Source organism: Mycobacterium sp. NGS59, assembly GCF_059812345.1.
On record NZ_JCALCN010000032.1, the window covers coordinates 1 to 18,694 of the forward strand.

19 protein-coding genes and 1 pseudogene are annotated in these 18,694 nt (G+C 64.7%); 9 read left to right on the forward strand and 11 right to left on the reverse strand.

What is annotated here, in order from left to right:
- Window positions 1-928 precede the first annotated feature (928 nt).
- The 3 genes and pseudogenes from AC5Y46_RS23520 to istB all read right to left on the reverse strand — a co-directional run bounded on the left by AC5Y46_RS23520 (window position 929) and on the right by istB (window position 2,631).
- Window positions 929-1,203, reverse strand: a pseudogene (locus tag AC5Y46_RS23520) (DUF3024 domain-containing protein).
- A 6-nt stretch (window positions 1,204-1,209) separates the two neighbouring features.
- On the reverse strand, window positions 1,210-1,788 hold the full coding sequence (locus tag AC5Y46_RS23525; RefSeq protein ID WP_499946498.1) for a hypothetical protein: 579 nt from the start codon (window positions 1,786-1,788) through the stop codon (window positions 1,210-1,212).
- A 42-nt stretch (window positions 1,789-1,830) separates the two neighbouring features.
- Window positions 1,831-2,631, reverse strand: a complete 801-nt coding sequence (istB, locus tag AC5Y46_RS23530; protein WP_499993385.1) for an IS21-like element helper ATPase IstB — start codon at window positions 2,629-2,631, stop codon at window positions 1,831-1,833.
- Between the two features lie 157 nt (window positions 2,632-2,788).
- Between istB and AC5Y46_RS23535 the strand changes: the two genes are divergently transcribed.
- The 4 genes from AC5Y46_RS23535 to AC5Y46_RS23550 all read left to right on the forward strand — a co-directional run bounded on the left by AC5Y46_RS23535 (window position 2,789) and on the right by AC5Y46_RS23550 (window position 5,715).
- On the forward strand, window positions 2,789-3,202 hold the full coding sequence (locus tag AC5Y46_RS23535; RefSeq protein ID WP_499946496.1) for a hypothetical protein: 414 nt from the start codon (window positions 2,789-2,791) through the stop codon (window positions 3,200-3,202).
- Between the two features lie 18 nt (window positions 3,203-3,220).
- On the forward strand, window positions 3,221-3,586 hold the full coding sequence (locus tag AC5Y46_RS23540; RefSeq protein WP_499946495.1) for a hypothetical protein: 366 nt from the start codon (window positions 3,221-3,223) through the stop codon (window positions 3,584-3,586).
- Window positions 3,587-3,999: 413 nt separating this feature from the next.
- On the forward strand, window positions 4,000-4,326 hold the full coding sequence (locus tag AC5Y46_RS23545) for a GlsB/YeaQ/YmgE family stress response membrane protein (protein WP_499993386.1): 327 nt from the start codon (window positions 4,000-4,002) through the stop codon (window positions 4,324-4,326).
- Window positions 4,327-5,064: 738 nt separating this feature from the next.
- Window positions 5,065-5,715, forward strand: coding sequence for a DUF732 domain-containing protein (locus AC5Y46_RS23550; protein ID WP_499993388.1), 651 nt, complete (start codon window positions 5,065-5,067; stop codon window positions 5,713-5,715).
- A 41-nt stretch (window positions 5,716-5,756) separates the two neighbouring features.
- On the opposite strand, the gene AC5Y46_RS23555 is transcribed toward AC5Y46_RS23550, so the two are convergent.
- From AC5Y46_RS23555 to AC5Y46_RS23570, 4 genes are all read right to left on the reverse strand, one after another.
- Window positions 5,757-6,641 (reverse strand): NmrA family NAD(P)-binding protein, encoded by an 885-nt coding sequence (locus AC5Y46_RS23555; protein ID WP_499993392.1) that lies wholly within the window; start codon window positions 6,639-6,641, stop codon window positions 5,757-5,759.
- 49 nt (window positions 6,642-6,690) lie between these two features.
- Window positions 6,691-7,494 carry a DUF1906 domain-containing protein gene (locus AC5Y46_RS23560; protein WP_499993394.1) on the reverse strand — a complete coding sequence of 268 codons (804 nt, stop codon included), beginning with the start codon at window positions 7,492-7,494 and terminating at the stop codon, window positions 6,691-6,693.
- Between the two features lie 73 nt (window positions 7,495-7,567).
- On the reverse strand, window positions 7,568-8,032 hold the full coding sequence (rnhA, locus tag AC5Y46_RS23565; RefSeq protein ID WP_499993396.1) for a ribonuclease HI: 465 nt from the start codon (window positions 8,030-8,032) through the stop codon (window positions 7,568-7,570).
- Between the two features lie 4 nt (window positions 8,033-8,036).
- Window positions 8,037-8,225, reverse strand: coding sequence for a helix-hairpin-helix domain-containing protein (locus AC5Y46_RS23570; RefSeq protein WP_499993397.1), 189 nt, complete (start codon window positions 8,223-8,225; stop codon window positions 8,037-8,039).
- A gap of 113 nt (window positions 8,226-8,338) precedes the next feature.
- On the opposite strand from AC5Y46_RS23570, the gene AC5Y46_RS23575 reads away from it, so the two are divergent.
- On the forward strand, window positions 8,339-10,312 hold the full coding sequence (locus AC5Y46_RS23575) for a flavin-containing monooxygenase (protein ID WP_499993399.1): 1,974 nt from the start codon (window positions 8,339-8,341) through the stop codon (window positions 10,310-10,312).
- Between the two features lie 22 nt (window positions 10,313-10,334).
- On the opposite strand, the gene AC5Y46_RS23580 is transcribed toward AC5Y46_RS23575, so the two are convergent.
- On the reverse strand, window positions 10,335-10,928 hold the full coding sequence (locus AC5Y46_RS23580) for a TetR/AcrR family transcriptional regulator (RefSeq protein WP_499993400.1): 594 nt from the start codon (window positions 10,926-10,928) through the stop codon (window positions 10,335-10,337).
- A gap of 195 nt (window positions 10,929-11,123) precedes the next feature.
- On the opposite strand from AC5Y46_RS23580, the gene AC5Y46_RS23585 reads away from it, so the two are divergent.
- The gene (locus AC5Y46_RS23585; protein WP_499993401.1) at window positions 11,124-12,338 is read left to right on the forward strand and encodes a cytochrome P450; all 1,215 of its coding nucleotides are present in this window, start codon (window positions 11,124-11,126) and stop codon (window positions 12,336-12,338) included.
- Between the two features lie 2 nt (window positions 12,339-12,340).
- Here AC5Y46_RS23585 and AC5Y46_RS23590 read toward each other — a convergent pair whose 3' ends face one another.
- Both AC5Y46_RS23590 and AC5Y46_RS23595 read right to left on the reverse strand, forming a co-directional pair.
- Window positions 12,341-12,745: a DUF4377 domain-containing protein gene (locus tag AC5Y46_RS23590; RefSeq protein ID WP_499993404.1), complete on the reverse strand. Its 405-nt coding sequence runs from the start codon at window positions 12,743-12,745 to the stop codon at window positions 12,341-12,343.
- Window positions 12,746-12,791: 46 nt separating this feature from the next.
- The gene (locus tag AC5Y46_RS23595; RefSeq protein WP_499993406.1) at window positions 12,792-13,712 is read right to left on the reverse strand and encodes an amidohydrolase family protein; all 921 of its coding nucleotides are present in this window, start codon (window positions 13,710-13,712) and stop codon (window positions 12,792-12,794) included.
- 32 nt (window positions 13,713-13,744) lie between these two features.
- Between AC5Y46_RS23595 and AC5Y46_RS23600 the strand changes: the two genes are divergently transcribed.
- Window positions 13,745-15,694: an aldehyde dehydrogenase family protein gene (locus AC5Y46_RS23600; protein WP_499993407.1), complete on the forward strand. Its 1,950-nt coding sequence runs from the start codon at window positions 13,745-13,747 to the stop codon at window positions 15,692-15,694.
- Window positions 15,691-16,299: a TerD family protein gene (locus tag AC5Y46_RS23605; RefSeq protein WP_499993409.1), complete on the forward strand. Its 609-nt coding sequence runs from the start codon at window positions 15,691-15,693 to the stop codon at window positions 16,297-16,299. The genes AC5Y46_RS23600 and AC5Y46_RS23605 overlap by 4 nt, the downstream gene beginning before the upstream one ends.
- Window positions 16,300-16,487: 188 nt before the next feature.
- On the opposite strand, the gene grpE is transcribed toward AC5Y46_RS23605, so the two are convergent.
- Window positions 16,488-16,952, reverse strand: a complete 465-nt coding sequence (gene grpE / locus AC5Y46_RS23610) for a nucleotide exchange factor GrpE (protein WP_499946101.1) — start codon at window positions 16,950-16,952, stop codon at window positions 16,488-16,490.
- A 45-nt stretch (window positions 16,953-16,997) separates the two neighbouring features.
- On the opposite strand from grpE, the gene AC5Y46_RS23615 reads away from it, so the two are divergent.
- Window positions 16,998-18,689 (forward strand): Hsp70 family protein, encoded by a 1,692-nt coding sequence (locus tag AC5Y46_RS23615; RefSeq protein WP_499946102.1) that lies wholly within the window; start codon window positions 16,998-17,000, stop codon window positions 18,687-18,689.
- Window positions 18,690-18,694: the final 5 nt, after the last annotated feature.

Consider the following 18,694-nt stretch of genomic DNA (forward strand, 5'->3'; position numbering starts at 1 on the left):
GGAGGTCGCCTGAAACAAGCCGATCCACAGGTATTGACAATTCCTCGGTGTTGTGGGTCGCCTCGGCGTGGACATTTCTGGCGGATAGTCAAGCGGCTGTAGATCTAGGGAATGAGCGCCGCCCTGGTTGATCGCTGACACGCCGGGATACGGTTCGGACGCATTGCCATTAGAACGGTCTACTGCTGGTTGATTAGGGGAGTTCCCGTGTCATCGATGCCAAGCCCGGGGAATGGGGCCCATTCCCGAATTGCAGGGCCCAGCCGCCGGCGAAGGTAACCCCGAAGTTCGTCAGGCGTCCGCGGTGGGACGACGCCCTCGATACGCCTCGGTCGGGTCGTCAAAGACGGTGAGACGCTGGCTGAGTTTTCTCACGAAATGACGCATGCCAACAGCTGCCGCGGCGCGTAGTAGCGCCACGGTGCGCGAAAAGTATCGGTGAATGCTCGTGCTACTGAGCCGAGTTCGGAGGCGACATGACCGAAGGTCGTTCGCGCACCGCGCCGCTCAACGCACCGGTGGGTCGCCGCGAGCGTCCGCGCGACTGCTCGTCCGCGTATTCGGCGGGGCATTCTTGATTGTCCTTGGACTGCTGTGGGTCAATGCTCTGCCCGACTATCTCGGCGGGTCCGGCGGAAAGTCGGCGTCTGGCACGCCGGCTGGGAATCTCGCCTATGCCTTCCTGTGCTTTGTCATAGCTGCGTGGATGACCTTTTCGGTTTCGATTGGAAACAAGCAGGACGCTGCAACGTCTGAATCCGCCCGGGAAGGGTTCGTAGGCAACGCAAGTGAGAAGGATGACAATGTCAACTTGTACTGGCCCCGGTATGACGGTCGGATTTGGCCCCGGCCCGGTCCGGGTGGTTCAGCCCCAGAAGATGCCGGTGGGGTCTTTGTCGATTTCGGTGAGCAGGTCGGCGATGTGGGCTCAGGGGTTGAGTAGGTCGTAGCGGTGGAATCGCTGGTGGCGGTCGCGCCAGTAGAGAGTCCAGGTTTCGGTGGTGGCGGTGTAGCGCAGTCCGGCGATCGGGAAGCTAATCCAGTCTGGGCCGAAGTCTTCACGCCAGGTGGGCGGTGCTCGGTGATGGTCAGATGCCTGGATGTGACGTCGCATTCGACGCGCACTTCGTGGCGTGCCTCTTCGGGAACTCTTGCCGCGCACCAGCGTTGCACGCGTGCGACGTCGAGTTCAGGAACAGTCACGGCTGGTCACCAGCGGGGTTGGCCGGCGGCGGTGGTGAGGTGGTCGTAGGCGGTGTCGAGTTGTCGTTGGCGGCGCCGGCTGGGTTCGTGGTTGGCTGCGGCGGCCAGCGAGTCGATCAGGTCGTCGAGTTCGGTGTCGGTGACCGCGAGGTGAAGTTCATTGCCGCGGGCGCGGATCGCGAAAACTGCTCGGTGGCAGTCATGGTCGAGGAACGGCAGAGTGCGCAGCGCTGCGGCGGTGTCAGTATCGACAACAACGTCTCGGACGGGCTCTGCCGCGGTCAGCTGCTGGCGACGTAGGTCGTAGATCGAGGTTGCCCAGTTGCTGATGGTGCCGGCGTCATCGCAGTGACTGCAGCACCAGTTGATGGGGTGCTCGGGTTGGGTCCAGCTCACCACGATGCGGCCAGGGCAGGCGCGGTGGACCGGCCGGCGCCGGCACGGCAGGGCGGTTTCCCATCGGGTATGGGCGTCTCCGGCTGATGCGGCGGCGACGATGGCGCTCAGGTGCTCGGCGAGCTTGCGGGCCGGCCCCGGGGTGTCGGGTCCAACGTCGAGGAAGTGCTGCAGATCGGCGACCAACATGACTTGGTCACTGTAGCGGTCACGAGGTGGTGGTGGCGTGGGTCAGCTGCCGGCCAGTTCGGCCGCGGTGCTGTGTCGTGTGCGGGCATGGGCCAGCCGGTAGGAGGTGGTGCCGGTCTCGATGATCTGTCCGGCGAAGGTCAACCGGTCGACGATCGCCGCACACAACCGCGGGTCGGTGAATGTCTTGGTCCAGGCCGAGAACGGTTCGTTGGAGGCGATCGCCACCGCGGAGCGTTCTTCGCGTTCGGTGAGCACCTGGAACAACAACTCCGCACCACGGCGATCCAGCTGCAGGTAGCCCAGTTCATCGATCAGCAGCAGATCGACCTGGCCGTAGCGGTTGATCAGCTTGCTCAGCTGGGCGTCGTCGGCGGCTTCGATGAGTTCGTTGACCAGCTTGCTGGCCAGGGTGTAGCGGACCCGGTAGCCGGATTCGGCGGCTAGGGTCCCCAGGCCGATCAGCAGATGACTCTTGCCGGTTCCGGAGTCCCCGATCAAGCACAGTGGTTCACCGGCCCTGACCGATGCGCAGGTGCGCAAGGCGCCGATGAGCGCGGGGTTGATCGCCAGGTTGACCTCAAAGTTGAAATCCTCGAGCCTTTTTGGGCGGGGAAAGCTTGCGTCGTGCACGCGACGGGCGGCCCGGCGCCGATCCCGGTCGTCGCACTCGGCGATCACCAACTCCGATAAGAATCCCAGATAGGACTGCTGCTCGCGTTCGGCGGCTGCGGCGATCTCGGCGACGCGGTCACGCATCGTGGGCAGTCGCAGCATGCGGCAACCCTGCTCGATGGCCGCGACCGCGGCTTGCTCGGTGACGTTGCGCCGTGCACTACTCATGAGGTTTCCCGGCCCAGCAAGGTGTCGTACTGGTCGAGCGAGCTACACCCAGCATACGCCCGGCGCGATTGATTACAGTCTTCAAGACCGGATGCCGTTGCGGCTACAGGATGAAAGGGAACCAGAGTGTGACGATAGTTCGTCCGCAGGGGACCCGGTGACAACCGCCGTCGGCACGCTATGGGTTCGGAAATCTCGATGGTGGTTTGCCGTCTTTGCGATCTTGCTCAGCGTCGCGGCGGTGCCGCTAGGTATTGGCTGGTGGCGCAATCACGTGTGGGAACGAGAGGTTTTGCGACGGGATTGCATGCCGCCGCTGCCGCCGCACCCCGACACGGACATGCTTGGGGAGGCAGGCTTCGCCCTCGTTGCCATCGCGATGGGTTTCCTACTCGTCGGCCTAATACTTGTACTTTTCAGCCGTCACCGATGGTGGACCAAAGTCAGTGCCGCAGTGATCATCGCAGTCGTCTTGATATTGGAACTATGGCTTGTCCTGCTGCTCATCTTCGTGAAGGATTCATCGCACCCGAACGGGGAGACCTTGCCGTGCCAATGGCTGGTCGGTTGATCCCGGGAAGATTCGCAAATGACCGGTGACTTGGTTCAAATCGCGCCCGCCGAAGTCAAGAACGCTGGAAGCACCATCGAGACCGAGGCAGCTTCCGCGCGCGCCGCACTCGTCCCGCTATTTGACTCGGCGCAACCTGCGGCAAGCGGGAACCCTGGCTTCGTCACAGGGCCGAAGTTAGTGGTCTTGGCGGACGGACTCAAGCGCGAAATGGACTCCGTGATCACCAGATTGGCCGGAACGGGCAACGCCATAGTTTCGTCCGCGCAAGCCATGTACAACGCCGACAACACTCACGGCATGGACATCGACGCCGACAACGCGACCGGTCTCAGCCGTGTTGCCACCGCACTCAACGGTCTTGGACAGCCGCCAGCGCCATAATTCGCGGTAATGACGCGCACCAGCTACTCCTGCGACATCAGCGGACCCCACCCATTGTGTCCGGACGGAAAGCCTCTGCGCCGACGCGCTCCGTGTTAACAGCACCATGTGCTCACGTGAACGGCTTCGTGCCGGATGCCCGGACTCTGAACCGTTGGCGTGGTGGGTGCCTACGATGCCGCCGCCGCTATAGCTGAACGGGTGCGTTGGGTTCGGGGCGTGACGGTGTTCAAATACACCCCTAGGGGTGTAGTCGGACATCCCGAGGGAGGTGTTGCATGAAGTTAACGCCGTACGGGCCGACGCCACCATACATCCACTGATCTTCATTCAAATCTGTTGTCGCGCAGTGGATCACGCGTCCACTCGCGGATCGAGACTAACCGAGACCGTCATCAAAAGGGAGTACGCAAATGACTAGTACGTTTGCTGAGGAATTTCTGGCTCGCTCAAGCACCCTGACCAGCGTTGGCTGGATCGGGTACATAATTATCGGTGCACTTGCAGGCTGGATCGCCAGCCTCATCATGAAGACCAGAGAAGGCCTGTTACTCGATATCGTCATCGGCGTCGTAGGGGCACTCCTTGGCGGCTTCTTGCTCAGCTTCGTGGTTGACACCGCCAGCGGCGGATGGTGGTTCACGCTATTCACTGCAATCTTTGGCGCAGTCCTGCTGCTGGGTTTACTGCGGGTAGTGCGCGGGCGATCAGCCCAACCACACGGTCGACTGCACCGCTAACGCCGTTGTACGTGGTCCGAGCGACCAAATCTCCTGTGGCGCAGTCCCGATGGATTTTTGGGCGCGAAACCGACCTCAATTCGGTTCGGGCTAACGGGTTGCCGGTCGGGCATTCCTTTCCGGGTAGGTGAAGACGGAGCCCTCGATGTCGGGCGTGACGGTGCTGGGTGCTCAACACCGTTCACCTTCGAGGGTTCTGTCGATCCGGTAGCGACTGTGAGATATGAGTGCAGCACAGCGCCGAACCGCTCGCGGACGACGAGCTTTGGCCGAACATCAGTATCCGATTCTTGGCCGCGATCTCCGCGGCGTAGGGTTCTCAAGGCTGGCCACCAGAGACAGCGCCGGCAGTCCGACTCGACGACTCACCCACGGATTGCCGGCGAAGGCAACCCTCCGGTTCAACTCGAGTTCGCCACCGACACCCGAGTAGTGAACGCCATTCCGGCAGTCTGCGAGGCCAGCCCCGGTGACAGGATCTATTGGCCTGTAGCTGACCAGCCAAGCTCCAGCCCTCGACAATGGGGATGCTGTGCGGCCAAAGTTATGCGATTCGACTGATTCATCTAATGCTATTTGACCGATTCGCTCCACCAAAACCACCCGCGACATTTTCGTGCAGGCTGATTTTAAGGGTTAACTTCAGGTAAACTTCCGGCTAACTCCCGGTGCCCCGGGGGACCCGACGGCCGCGATATCGACATCCCGTCGGGGGGCCTAGCAGAACGGAGCCCTGCCATGTCCATTCGTGTCACCGCTTCTGCCGGATCCCTGTTAGCCGCGATTCTTGCGCTCACCGGTGCCGCAATCGTGGGTGCTGGTCCAGCATCGGCCGACCCGAGCCAAGACGACCACTTCCTGGCACTGCTCGACGAGAAAGGTGTCGCTGCCCTTTCGGGCGTGCCGAGCCTGATCGCCACAGCGCATGAGATCTGCGGCAAACTCGGTGCCGGGGTGCCGGCGGACACCTTGGTAGATGCATTGGTGGACAATGCAAATGCCATCACCCCCGGTGCCGATCCTGGCCGACTCGCGCGTACCGAATCTCGATTCCTGGCTGCCGCAGTCGAGGCTTACTGTCCGAACGAGCGGGGACGGGTAGCTTTCATCAATCCTGCGGGATGGAACACGCCCAAACTCCGGGTGGCGCTCGCTTCGTCGATGAAAGAGACAAACCCGGAGAACCCGACTCCGCCAGCGCCGGGAGGGGACGCCCAGAATCTGATGCCGCCGCAGGCAGTGGCCCCACCTCCGCCGACCAGGGTGGCACCTCCTGTGGTCGGTCCCCCGCCCGGGGGCGGCGGGGGAGCGGGGGGCACTGGCGGTGGTACCGGCGGAGGGGCGCCTTTACCGCCCATGGAACCAGGTATCATCACGTTGGCCCCGTAAGTTATCCGGTTGTCTGACAACATTTTTCGAGGTCGACCGGTTCACGTCCAGGCTTGCTCGCGCCAGCGCCAGGCGTTGTCGCGCAAGAACCGCTCGAGGGTGTGCGGCGGACGGTTCAACAACTGCTGCACCTCGTCAGTGAGCGGCTGATTGCGCCCGAGTTTCGTCAAGGTGTAGACCGCGGACATGAATCCGATTGTGTCCCAGCCGACCCCGCGACGGTGCAGCCGTGCGGCAAAGCGCACCAGACTCGGATTGGTGTAGCGCACCGGATATCCCAGCGCCGCGGACAACGCGACAGCGACCTCGTCCATGGTCAGCGCGGCCGGCCCGGTGAGGTGATAGACGGCGTTGCGATGATTGTCCGGTTGCAGCAATGCCATAGCGGCAACCTCGGCCGCATCGCGCGCATCGATGAAGCTGGTGAGACCGTGTCCGGCCGGAATGAACAATTCGCGGCGCTCGACAATGTCGGTGCCGTGCGTGGAGATAGCCCGGTGCAGGTTCTGCATGAAAAAGCTGCACCGCAAGAGCGACCAACTCATGGAACTGGTACGCAGCGCCGCCTCGACCTTGTAGTGCGGGATGAACCGGGCCCGGTCAGCACCGAATACCGACACGTACACCACATGGCGACATCCCACCTGCTGAGCCGCATTCACGAACGGAATCACCGCATGCCGCGCCGCACGATTGCCCGGCAACGGAAAGAGCAGAAACAGCACTTCGATCCCGTCCAACGCGGCAGACCAGGTGGACCGGTCGAAGAAATCGAATTTCAGCACCTGCGCCTGGTCTCCGACCCGGTCGCGGAGTAGGTCGGGATGGCGGCCGACGACGCGCCAACCGCTCGCCGGTGGGTTGGCGCGCAGCACTTCCACCAACTGCTCGCCCACATTGCCCGAGGGACCCGTGATCAGCAGCACGGCCGATGTTTACCACAGCACGGACGGACAAAGCGCCGGTGCCGCGGGTTCAGGGATGCAGGCTCCACTGCCCGTAATCCTGGGCAAGGACATCGTTGACGTCGACTTCTTGACCCCCGACCTTCGGGCCTGGATTCGACGCCGTACTGACCACCCGCTGGTAGAGAACCGCAGCGGGGTCGATTTTGCTGCCGGACCAGGCCTTGGTCTGCCAGGCCCACCGGTGACCGGGGGTACGCGAAGCACCGATCACGCCGTCGGCGGCGGCCCATTGGCACACATCGATACCGCCGTAGACGCCGGTGCGCTGCACGCCGAGCACCGAATTGATTCCGCGAAACCACTTCAGCGCCACGGTGTTCCAGGTGTCGCGGTTGATGTCCTCGTCGATGGTGAAGAAGATCGGGGCACTCTGCGCGCCACCGGCCGCGGTGTGCAGCTTCCAGGCGGTGCGGGCGTCGTCGACACCGCCGGCGAACCCGCGCTTGAAGTCCGATGGTGCCGACCCGCCCGGCTTGCCGTACTGGTAGTTGCTGACGATCATCAGTCCGGCTGCGGCCAGCTGCTCGGCGTAGGGCCGGGTGATCGGCTTGGCGCCGAAAGACGAGCCGGGGCGCGATAGCGAGACGTAATTGATGACCCCGGCATAGCCGGCCGCCCGGATCTGCTCCGCCGGAATCTGGTGCATGGCGAAGTCGATCAGTTTGGGCGGGGCGGCGGCTGCCGCGGGGACGGCGGCACCTGCCGCATACAACCCCGGCAGTGCGGACAAGGCTAGGGCGCAACGCAATACGTCACGCCGGGCGATAGGGCGCGATCGCCGAAGGTCTGAATTGACCGACAAGTCGGGCATCGCGCGATGTTAACAATGTGACCATTGCTAAAACGTGTCGTGAGCTAACCGATATCAAATCGGTCTGCGCGGTTCACAACCCGTCGCGGGTGGCGGAGATCGCCTCGCGCATACCTCTGGTCGCCAGTCGGTCGGCGAGCTCATTGTCGGCGACGCCGGCGTGCCCCTTCACCCAGAACCACTCGACCCGGTGCCGTGCACAGGCCGCTTGCAGCCGTTGCCAGAGGTCGACGTTCTTCACCGGTTGCTTCGCGGCCGTCTGCCAGCCGTTGCGCTCCCACCCCAGAACCCATTTGGTGATGCCGTTCCGGACGTAGGTGCTGTCGGTGTAGAGATGCACTGTCACGGCCCGGGTCAGTGCCTCCAGCGCCATGATCGGCGCCATCAGTTCCATCCGGTTGTTGCTGGTCTTGTGAGACTCGCCGCCGCACATCTCGCGGACGTGCTGACGTTGGCGCAGCACCGCTCCCCAGCCGCCGGGCCCGGGATTGGGTCGGCACCCACCGTCGGTGTGGATGACCACCACGTCGTCGTCCATCCGCTCAGTCCGCCCGTGCCTCGCGGAGTAGCCGCACGGCCTTGGGGCCGACGCCGTGGAGGGCGAGCAGATCGTCGAGATTTGTTGGCAGGGAGCCGATGGTGCGGAAGCCGGCATCCCGGAGCGCGCCGGTCGCCGGGCGACCGATCCGGACACCGTCGAAGAGGGGACCGCGATCCTCGGTGTCAGCCATGCGCCGAGGATAGGCATGCATGCCCGCAGTTGGCGTCGCGACGCGCTATCTGCTCGCGGATTTGGCAACGCCGATCTTGACCATACGTCCAAGAGCGATTGTATGGTGAGTGGATGAGTCGCTCGACCGTAGGCGCTCGAAGCGCGACCACCCGTGACGCCGATCCGCTACTCGGTCTGCCGTTCGATGATTCCGACGACGTGATCCGTGCCGCCGTCGCGGAAGCCAGTGTGCCCGCATTGTTGATGTCGATGGTGCACATGACCGGTGACCTCGGACTGCTCGACGAGCTGCCACGGCCGTTCATGCTCATCGCGATGGATCTGCAAGGCGGGATGAGCGAACCCGACAAACAGATCGTGCGCGAGCGTGCCTTGGATGTGATCCGCTTGTACCGCGACCGCGGCTGCCCGCCGCCGTTCGTCCCGAACGACGAACAAATGCGGGTGATGCTCGACGTGATGTCCGCCGGCACGGTCACCGAACAATTCGTCGACTACGTCGCGGCGGACCTGCGGTTCAGCGACGCCGATCAGTGCGGCCCGGTGCTGGCCTCGAGTGAGGAACAGCGCGCCGAGTTCCCCGTCGTGGTCATCGGATGCGGCGAAGCCGGCCTGCTGGCCGGCATCAAACTCAAAGCGGCGGGCCTGCCGTTCACGATCGTGGAAAAGCAATCTGCGGTCGGCGGAACATGGCTGGCGAACCGGTATCCCGGGTGCCGCGTCGACATCGCCAACCAGTACTACGCCTACTCGTTCGAGCCGACGGACCACTGGACGCACTACTACTCCGAGCAGCCCGAGATCCTGCAATACCTGCAAGACGTCGCTGCCCGGCACGGCATCGAGCCGCACGTGCGTTTCAACACCGCCGTGACCAGCGCGGTCTGGGACGACGCGACGGCGACGTGGCAAGTAACCATCCGGTCCGCCGAGGGTGGCACCGAGACGCTGACCTCCCGGGCCCTGATCTGTGCCGTCGGCCAGTTCAGCAACCCCGTCATCCCGGACATCAAAGGCGCCAACGACTTTCGTGGCCCGTCATTCCACACCGCAGACTGGCGTGACGACGTCGAATTGACGGGCAAGCGGGTGGCGGTGATCGGCGCCGGCGCCAGCGGATTCCAGCTCGTGCCCGCGATCGCGGACAGGACCGAACAGGTGGACGTCTACCAGCGCACCCCACAGTGGATGGCACCCAATCCGCTGTATCACGACGCCATCCCCGACGGTGCCAGGTGGGTGATCCGTCATCTGCCCTATTACGGGAGATGGTTGCGGTTCGTGTCGTGGTGGCCCATTGCGGACGCGCTCGACGAGCAAGTGATGATCGACCCGCAGTGGAACAACGACGGGTTGTCCTGCAACGCATCGAACCACGCGATTCGGGAGATGTTCATCGCGTGGATGCGGGTCTTCTGCAAGGACGAAGAGCTACTCGAGAAAGTGACGCCGAAGTATCCCCCGATGGGCAAGCGGACGTTGCAGGACAACGGAACCTGGCTCACGACGCTGCAGCGCGACGATGTCGAACTCGTCACCGATCCCATCGCCGAAATCACCGCCGACGGGGTGAGGACGGTCGATGGCAGGCACCGTCCGGCCGATGTGCTGGTCTGGGCTACCGGATTCGACGTCAACCACCAGCTCGGCCCCATCAACGTCCGCGGCCTCGACGGGATCGAACTCAATTCGGTGTGGGGCGACTCCGCCTACGCCTACCTCGGGGTCACCGTGCCGGGTTTCCCGAATTTCTTCTGCATGTACGGACCCGGCACCAACGCCGTCAACGGTGCCAGCATCATCTACAACTCCGAGTGCCAAATGCGTTACGTCATGGGGTGTATCGACATGGTGATCGCCGGCGGTCAGGGTTCGGCGACGGTCCGAAAAGACGTCTGCGACGACTACAACCGGCGCGCGCAGGCGCGGTTGAAGGAGATGGTGTACAGCCATCCGGCGGTGACCAGCAGCTACTACAAGAACGCCGCGGGTGGCCTGCCCACTCTCTACGGTTTCCGCATCTTCGACTATTGGCGGTGGACGAACCGGGTGAACCCGCAAGACTACGAACTGCGCTCCAGGTAATCGCGACCTGGCCATACAGGTTTCAGCAGGATGTACCGCGGCCCGGATGGCTGTGACGTTCCGCAACGTTAGAGCTGAACGACGTGGCGAAAAACCGCCTCAACAAATCTGATTCGGCTTTGGAGTCTTTCAGCGGCCAAACCCAGAGGGCCAAAAACACGCGGATGAGCCACTGCTCGGCCAGTGGGTCCCGAACTTCGTCGCCCAACATCTCCGCAGCGAACTCTCGGACGGCGGGCGAATCGGTGAGCCAGTCGCTGCTCGAGTTCATGTCCACTGACCGGAAGAGTTGCGTCAACGGGTGCGACTGCACATGCTGGAGCGCGACGAGGGTCGCGGTCAGGACTCGCTCGGAACCGCGGAGGCCTTTGATGCTTTCCCTGAGATCGTCGATGATTTGCGTTGCCTGGATCTTGACGACCGCGTCGCGAATCGTTGCTTTGCCGCCGGCATGTCGATAAATCGTGGCGGGTGAGCAATGGACCCTGGCGGCCAATGCCTCGATGGAGAAGCCTTCGTAGCCCACGTCGGAAATCAGCTCGACGGCCGCCGCGTAGATCCGATCCGCAGCCTCGCTGTGACGATCTCGTCCCACCAGCCAGTCAGAGGACGACATAGGTCGATGTTCTACCCTGCCTGACCCCGGTTGCAAGTTGTTTCGCACGCTGAGACAGATTGACCACCATTTCTCATGTCGGTGCGCAGGTCAAGCCGTGCAACCGATTTCGGGGAAGGCTCCGAAGTGTATGGCAGGTTATCAACTTCGTCCGCAACCGTTGACGTGACTGGACAACGCGCTCAACCTGATTGGGTGGCGGTATTGGATGACCCGGCAAACTTCTTCGGCACCGCCGCATTGCAGGATCCATATCCGCTCTACGAGCGCATGCGTGCGGAGGCCCCCGTGCACCGCATCGGCGATTCGGTGTTTTACGCGGTCTGCGGCTGGGATGCGGTGATCGACGCGGTCAATCGGGTCGACGACTTTTCGTCGAATTTGAGTGCGACCATGGTCTACCGCGAGGACGGAACCGTTGTCCCGTTCGAGATGATGGAGGCAGGCAGCCCCAGCCACGCACTGGCCACCGCCGACGATCCGATCCACGCCGTGCACCGCAAAATCCTCCTGCCACACCTGTCTGCCAAGCGTGTCCGGGTCATCGAAGAATTCGCCGGGCAAGTCGCCGAACGGCTCTGGACGGAGAACCTGCACAGCGGCCGCATCGAGTGGATGGGTGCGCTGGCCAATCGTCTGCCGATGATGGTGGTCGCCAAGTTGCTCGGGCTGCCCGAGACCGACGTCGACAGGCTCATCCGGCTCGGCTTCGCGACCACCACCCTGCTCGACGGCGTGGTCACCCAGGCTCAACTTGAGGCTGCGGGTCGTGCCGCATTCGAGCTGTCGAGCTACGTCATGGAGCATTTCGAAAAGGCAACTCACTCAGCTGAATCCGGCCTGATCTCGGACCTGGCCTCCCGTTTCGCGTCAGGAGAAGTCGATCAGACTGTCGCGATGGGCATCATGCTGACACTTTTCAGCGCTGCGGGTGAATCGACGGCATCGCTGCTGGGTAGCGCGGCCTGGATCCTCGCCGAACGCCCGGACATCCAACGGCGGTTGCGGGATTCGCCCGAACTGCTCAATGCGTTCATCGAAGAGGCCCTCCGATACGAGCCACCGTTCCGCGGCCATTACCGCCACGTGTGGCGCGACACGACCCTGGGCGGGGTGGCGGTGCCGGCCAACGCGCATCTATTGCTGATGTGGGGCGCCGCTAATCGCGATCCGGGACACTTCGAGGCGCCCGACGAGTTCCGACTCGACCGCACCTCCGCGAGAGGCCATGTGTCGTTCGGCAAGGGCGTGCACTTCTGCATCGGCGCCGCACTGGCACGGTTGGAGGCCCAGATCGTCTTTCGGATGCTGCTGGAACGCACCACGTGGATCGACGCGGTCGACGTCGGAGAATGGTTGCCCAGCATCCTCGTTCGCCGCTTGAGCCGACTCGAGTTGGCCGTCCGGTAGTCCTAATCAACCGGTTTCTGCTCAACGACTTCGACGAGCCGCAACTTGTATTGCGGCGCATCCGGGGGAGGGTACGGCAACGGCGTCTTCTCGACACGTAAGTGATAGATATAGCCCGGTCGGTACTGAAAGCCCGCAATCGAGGACGTGTCGTTCCAGCTGAGTTCCCACGGTTTGTTCGGATCCCAGCGCAGTTGCAGGCAGTCTCGCGGTTTGGGGCCGACGCGGCAGGGCTGTGTCTGATCGGCGACGTAGAGGTCGAGCACTTGTGGTTCGGCGGGTCTGTTCGACGGCGTGGTTGCCGCGCTCGAGCTTGTCGTCGTGGCCGGTTGCTCGCTGTGGCCGCACCCTGCCGCCGTCAACGCCAGCAGTGCGGTCGCAAGAGATATGTAGATCGGTGAGGGCACAGTCAAGACCTTAAGCGCGGGCAGCGATCAGCGCGCACTGCCGAGGTCAGGATTCGAACAAGCGCGCCGCATTGTCGTTGGTTGCCGACCCTAACGGCCCGCGGCAATTCTCCCGATTCCGGTCGATGAAACCCGCTGGCGCGAAAGGGAAATCACTGCCATACAGCAGCCGGTTGGACCCGATGACATCGGCGGCCAGACGCAGGGCGGCAGGGTCGGCGGACAACGCGATGTCGTAATAGCACCGCCGCAACTGATCCCGTACCTGCTCTCGGCGACCCCCGCCGGCCGACGGAAACTCGTCGAGCATGGACAGCCGCCAGGCCACCCACGGCAGCGTGCCGCCCAGATGCGACAACACCAGCTTCATTCGTGGATAGCGTTGCAGCGATTCGGCGAGGATCATTTCGGCGACCATCCGCGTGGTGTCGAAGGTGAACTCCAATACCGGTGCGGGCAAGAACAATTGGGCACCCGTCATCGGTGGCGGCAGATTCGGATGCACATGCACTACCGCGCCGTACCGGTCGAGTTCCTCCAGCACCGGCGCGAACGACGGGTCGCCGAGATAGCGGCCGCCGTAATTGGTCAGCACCGCAACGCCGTTCAGCTTCAGCTCGTCCAGGGCGCGCCGAACTTCCTTCACCGACGCCGTCACATCGGGCATCGGCAGGACCGCGAAGCCGCCAACCACATCAGGATTGCGCGCCGCGAGATCGGCGATGGTGTCGTTGCATTGACGGGCCAGCGCGTGACGTTCACCGTCGGGAATCGGGTCAAGCGCGGGGGCCGAGATCGACACGATCGCGCGACCCAGGCGGAGGCTGTCGATGCGGTCGAGCATCCCTTGTTCGGACCACGCCGGTTGCGGTATGCCGCCGACGGTGCCGTCGGTGACGGCGTCGATCGCAGCGCGGTAGCAGTCCGGGACCACATGGTGATGTACGTCGACCAAGCCGCTGCCCATCGGCCAACCATACCTCTTGGTATGTTCGTGGCATGGCGGAAGTGGCCGACGCTTTCATCGGTGGCGAAGCAGTGCAGACCGATCGGCGCCCCGTCTACAACCCGGCTCATTCCGACCAGATCGTGGGTCTTGCCGGACACAGTGATGCCGCTGTCGTAGATCGTGCCGTGCGGTCGGCGCACGCTGCGGCAGCAGAGTGGGCGGCAAGCGCGCCGCGGGAGCGAAAGCGCTTGATGAGAGCGGCCGCCGTGGCTGCCACGGTTGACTTCGAATCGCTTACGACTTTGCTGACCCGCGAGCAGGGCAAGGTGTTGTGGGAGTCCGTCATCGACCTCGCGGGTGCGCCCTACCTGTTACACGAATGTTCGAAATTGATCGATCGGGTCGTCGCCGAAGACGTCACCGACGACGAGCGCGGCCGGTTCGTCGTCCGGCGACGACCGGTGGGCGTCGTGGGCGTCATCGTCCCGTGGAACTATCCGGTGTTGTTGGCCTTCAACGGGATTGCGGCGGCATTGGCGGCGGGAAACACGGTGGTGGTGAAACCCCCGGAGTTGGCGCCGCTGGCCTTGACCAAGATTGTCGCGGCGGTTGCGGCCGCCCTGCCGACGGGTGTGCTCAATGTGGTGCCGGGCGACGGAGTCCAGACCGGCGGCGCACTGGCCGCCGATCCGCTGGTCCGTCGAATCCTGTTCACCGGCGGCATCACCAGCGGTCGCGAGGTCATGCGTTCGGCGGCGCAGAACATCACCGGCGTCGGGTTGGAACTCGGCGGCAACGATCCCGCCCTCGTCCTGGCGTCGGCGGTGGTCGACGACGAACTGGTGAAAGCGTTGCGTCACTCGGCGTTCACCTGCTCAGGACAGATTTGCTTTGCAATCAAACGAATTTACGTGCACCGCAGTCACTATGCCGCTCTGGTCGATGCGCTGGCCGACGCAGTAAACGAGATCGCCGTCGGGGACGGGCTCGATCCGCAAAGCACGATCGGGCCTTTGATCACCCGGGCCGCCCGCAGCAGAGTGCAGGGTCTGATCGAGGCCGCGACTTGCTCAGGTGCGACCGTTCGTCGGCTGGGCCGCAAAGTCGACCCCGCGACCTGGGACGGGGGTCATTTCCTGTTGCCCCACTTGGTGACTGACATCGCGCACGACAGCGGGCTGGTCGCCGCGGAGCAGTTCGGGCCGGCGCTACCCGTCGTCGCGTTCGATTCCGAAGACGAGGCGATCCGGATGGCCAATGACTCCGAGTTCGGTCTGGCGGCCTCGGTGTGGGCCCGGGATGACGACCACGCATTCGAGGTGGCCCGAAAGATCGATGCGGGAACGGTATTCGTCAACGTGCATCGCGCCGGGGCATCGGATCACACCACGCCGTTCGGTGGCGTCAAGCAAAGTGGGATCGGCCGGATCAACGGGTGGGCGTCGATCGAAGAAGTCACCGATGTCCAGACCCTCATCCGTCGCGACGATGCGGAATCGCTGCCGGGCGCACTGAACACGTCGCCGGAACGAGTCAGGTCCCGTCGACATGGGATTTTTCGACTCGAGTGGTGGTCGGCTGCACCGGCTCGCTATAGCCTCGGGGAGGGGGCTTGCTACCGGCGACCCCTACGCGACGTGCACGGTCGACAGTGGAGGGATCATCCGGCATGGCCATTGACTACAACAAGCCGAAGAAACAACCGCCGCCATCCTCGCCGCCACCCCCACCTCCGCCGCAGCCCTATCAGTCGCCACAGCCGTATCAATCGCCGCCACCGCCTTACCAGCCGCCGCCACCGCCTTACCAGCCGCCGCCACCGCCGCCGTCGTACCCGCCGCCTCCGGCGCCGCCGTCGTCGTACCCGCCGCCGCCGTCGTCGTACCCGCCGCCTCCGCCGCCGCCGTCGTCGTACCCGCCACCCCCGCCGCCGCCACCGCAACACCCGCCCTACCAGCAGGCACCGCCGAGTCAACCCGGCGTCAGTCTGTCCAAAGTGACCCTCACCAAGCAGGCGCCGACGGTCTCGTTGAGCAAGGGCGGCGGCGCGTCCGGCGTCATCCGGGCCAACCTGAACTGGACCCAAAGGCAAAGTGGCGGTGGGTTTTTCAAGCGCCTGGCGGCAAGCGGGGGAGACGTCGACCTGGACCTGGGCTGCCTGTTCGAGTTCGTCGACGGCGACAAAGGTGTGGTGCAGGCGCTCGGCAACCAGTTCGAGGTGAGCCCGCTCTCGGGTGGCCGGAAGATCATCTGGCTGTCCGGTGACGACCGCTCCGGCGCCAGCCAGGGCGGTGAGGACCTGTTCATCGACCTGTCGCAGGCCAGCCACATCCGCCGAATCCTCATCTTCGCCTACATCTACGAAGGCACCCCGAACTGGGCCGCCGCCAACGCGGTGGTGACGGTCTTTCCGCAGGCCGGGCCGCAGATCGAGGTGCGACTCGACGAGCACGACCCGGGCTCGCGGATGTGCGCCATCGCGATGCTGACCAACAACAACGGCGATATCACCGTCAACCGCGAGGTCCGCTACATCCGTGGCGGCCAGTCGTTGTTGGACCGCACCTACGGGTGGGGCATGGATTGGACCCCCGGCCGTAAGTGACCGTTGAGCTTCAACGCTGGACTTTCATTGTGAATCCTGGACTTTGCGCGGGATGCCTGGGCGGGATCCCACCGCTTCACACCCAAAGCCGCGGAACCGCGGTCTCGGTCCCACGAGTGTCCGCAAATGTACGGCCGGGCACCGATTTTCTGGCATTTTGGGGACCCTCGTGCACAGAACGGCCTCACCTAGGCCCGCTGCCGGTACACCGCAACCCGCGCGGGCCGTACCGTGCGTCCGACGGCCGTGACCCGTAGCCCCGGTGTGAGAACCTCGACGACCAGCCGGTCCTGGGACGCCGAATCGGTCGCCCGGACCTCGACCGCATCCATCGTCGCGGGATCGAAATCCGCCCCCACTGCAGGCATCAGGATTTCGCCGCCGCGCCCGACGATCAGCCGCTCCAGGCCCGCCCCGATGGCGTGGAACGCCGAGCGCTCCCGATTGGTACGTGACGTCGCCGCGCACGCGGTTGCATCGGAGTACAACGCGAACAGCTCCACCAACAGCGGGACGTCCGCCCCGGTGCTGTCCTTCGCTAGGCGGCGCGTTTCCTCGGCGACGCGGTCGATGCTGGCGGACTGCCGCCGCACCGCGCGACCCAGGTCGTCGAGGCGCTCGACTATCGCGGCTTGCACGTCATCCTCGGCCACGGCCATTGATAGTACTGAGACGACGTCCTCGCTACGCTTCCGATCGTGACGATTCACGGGATCGACCTCGGGACAACGAACTCCGCGATCGCCCGGACGGGCCGCGACGGGGCGCCGGAAGTCTTGAGCGGTTTCACCGGTGATCTCACCACGCCCTCGGTCGTCCTGTTCGCCTCCCACGACGAGTACCTCGTCGGCGAAGGGGCCCGTCGCCAGGCCCGCCTCGACCCCGAGCGCGTGTGCACGTTGGTCAAGCGCAGGATGGGCGACGCCGACTGGCGGTTCGTCGCGCACGGCAACGCGTGGTCCGCGCCGGCTGTCTCGGCCCTGATCCTGCGCAGCCTCATCGCCGATGCCGAGTACGCCACCGGCGAGCCCGTGCGCAAAGCCGTCATCACGGTGCCCGCCTACTTCGGTGACGAGGAACGCCGCGCAACGGTGCTCGCCGGCACACACGCCGGGATCGACGTCGCCGGCGTGCTGTCCGAGCCCATCGCGGCGGCACTGTCCTACGGGTTCGGGCGCCTGGACGGCCAGCCCAACATGACCAAGGACGGCCCCCGGGAGACGGTGCTGGTCTACGACCTGGGCGGGGGCACCTTCGACGCGACCGTCATCGAGCTCGCCGACCGCCGGATCACCGTCCTGGCGGTCGAAGGCGACCACCAGCTCGGCGGCGCCGACTGGGACGAGCGGCTCGCACTGCACCTGTCCCGGCGGTTCTGCGACGCCAACCCCAACGCCGAAGACCCGCTGGACGACTCCGCCGGCAGCCAGGAACTCGTGCTGGCGGCCGAGCGCGCCAAACAAGAACTCTCCGACCGCGACGCAACCCAGGTCATCGTGGCCCACGACGGCGCCCGCGCGGTCGTCGACGTCACCCGCAAAGACCTCGAGGACATGACCTCGACCCTGCTGCGTCGCACCCTGGACCTCACCCGCGACTGTCTGGCCGCTGCCCGGCGCCGCGGCGCCGACGCCGTCGACCGCATCCTGTTGGTCGGTGGCTCGTCCCGGATGCCCGCCGTCGCCGCGGCGTTGCGCGCCGAGTTCGGGCTGCGACCGGAACTGTCCGACCCGGAGCTGTCGGTGGTGCGGGGCGCCGCCCTGTACGGCGAAAAACTCGAGATGGAACGCATGGTCGCCGACGACCTGGTCACCCGCGGCCGGTTGGCGCCGGGTGCGCTGCCGGAGGACGCCAGGCCCAGTGACCTCAACGACGCGTGCGGGCGGGTCGCCGACGCCTACGACCTGCCGCTGGCGCAGGTCCGCAGGGCGGTGCTGATCCGGGTGGACACCGTGGTTTCCCGCGGCTTCGGCGTTCTGGCGCTCAGCGACCAGAGCATGTCGCTGGAGGCGACCTGGCTGGTGCTGCGCAACGACCCGCTGCCGATCCGCGTACACCGCAGCTTCGGAACGGTCCGTGACGACCAGGACGCGATCCGCCTCGTCGTGGTCGAGCAACAGGGCCAGGTGGCGTCGTCGCGGCCGGAGGACGCGAAGGTGCTGATCGGCGGCATGATCGAAGGCATCCCGCCCGGCTTCGGCGAAGGCAGCGAGGTGCGCATCACCTTCGAGATGGGCTTCGACGGCGTCCTGCAGGTGACGGCCCGCCACGTCGAAGCCGACATGCCGCTGGTGTTGACCGCGGAGACCGGCGCGACGATGTCAGCGGCGGAGGTCGAGCGGGAGCGGCAGCAGGTTCAGCGTTCGCGGCGGCGGGACGTCGGACGGTGATCTGA

What these genes read in the sequence shown, in the direction of transcription:
- AC5Y46_RS23525 (WP_499946498.1), bottom strand. Translation starts at nt 1,788, where the DNA reads ATGTTGGTCGCCGATCTGCAGCACTTCCTCGACGTTGGACCCGACACC.
- istB (WP_499993385.1), bottom strand. Translation starts at nt 2,631, where the DNA reads ATGAGTAGTGCACGGCGCAACGTCACCGAGCAAGCCGCGGTCGCGGCC.
- AC5Y46_RS23540 (WP_499946495.1), top strand. Translation starts at nt 3,221, where the DNA reads ATGACCGGTGACTTGGTTCAAATCGCGCCCGCCGAAGTCAAGAACGCT.
- AC5Y46_RS23545 (WP_499993386.1), top strand. Translation starts at nt 4,000, where the DNA reads ATGACTAGTACGTTTGCTGAGGAATTTCTGGCTCGCTCAAGCACCCTG.
- AC5Y46_RS23550 (WP_499993388.1), top strand. Translation starts at nt 5,065, where the DNA reads ATGTCCATTCGTGTCACCGCTTCTGCCGGATCCCTGTTAGCCGCGATT.
- AC5Y46_RS23560 (WP_499993394.1), bottom strand. Translation starts at nt 7,494, where the DNA reads ATGCCCGACTTGTCGGTCAATTCAGACCTTCGGCGATCGCGCCCTATC.
- rnhA (WP_499993396.1), bottom strand. Translation starts at nt 8,032, where the DNA reads ATGGACGACGACGTGGTGGTCATCCACACCGACGGTGGGTGCCGACCC.
- AC5Y46_RS23570 (WP_499993397.1), bottom strand. Translation starts at nt 8,225, where the DNA reads ATGGCTGACACCGAGGATCGCGGTCCCCTCTTCGACGGTGTCCGGATC.
- AC5Y46_RS23575 (WP_499993399.1), top strand. Translation starts at nt 8,339, where the DNA reads ATGAGTCGCTCGACCGTAGGCGCTCGAAGCGCGACCACCCGTGACGCC.
- AC5Y46_RS23580 (WP_499993400.1), bottom strand. Translation starts at nt 10,928, where the DNA reads ATGTCGTCCTCTGACTGGCTGGTGGGACGAGATCGTCACAGCGAGGCT.
- AC5Y46_RS23595 (WP_499993406.1), bottom strand. Translation starts at nt 13,712, where the DNA reads ATGGGCAGCGGCTTGGTCGACGTACATCACCATGTGGTCCCGGACTGC.
- AC5Y46_RS23600 (WP_499993407.1), top strand. Translation starts at nt 13,745, where the DNA reads ATGGCGGAAGTGGCCGACGCTTTCATCGGTGGCGAAGCAGTGCAGACC.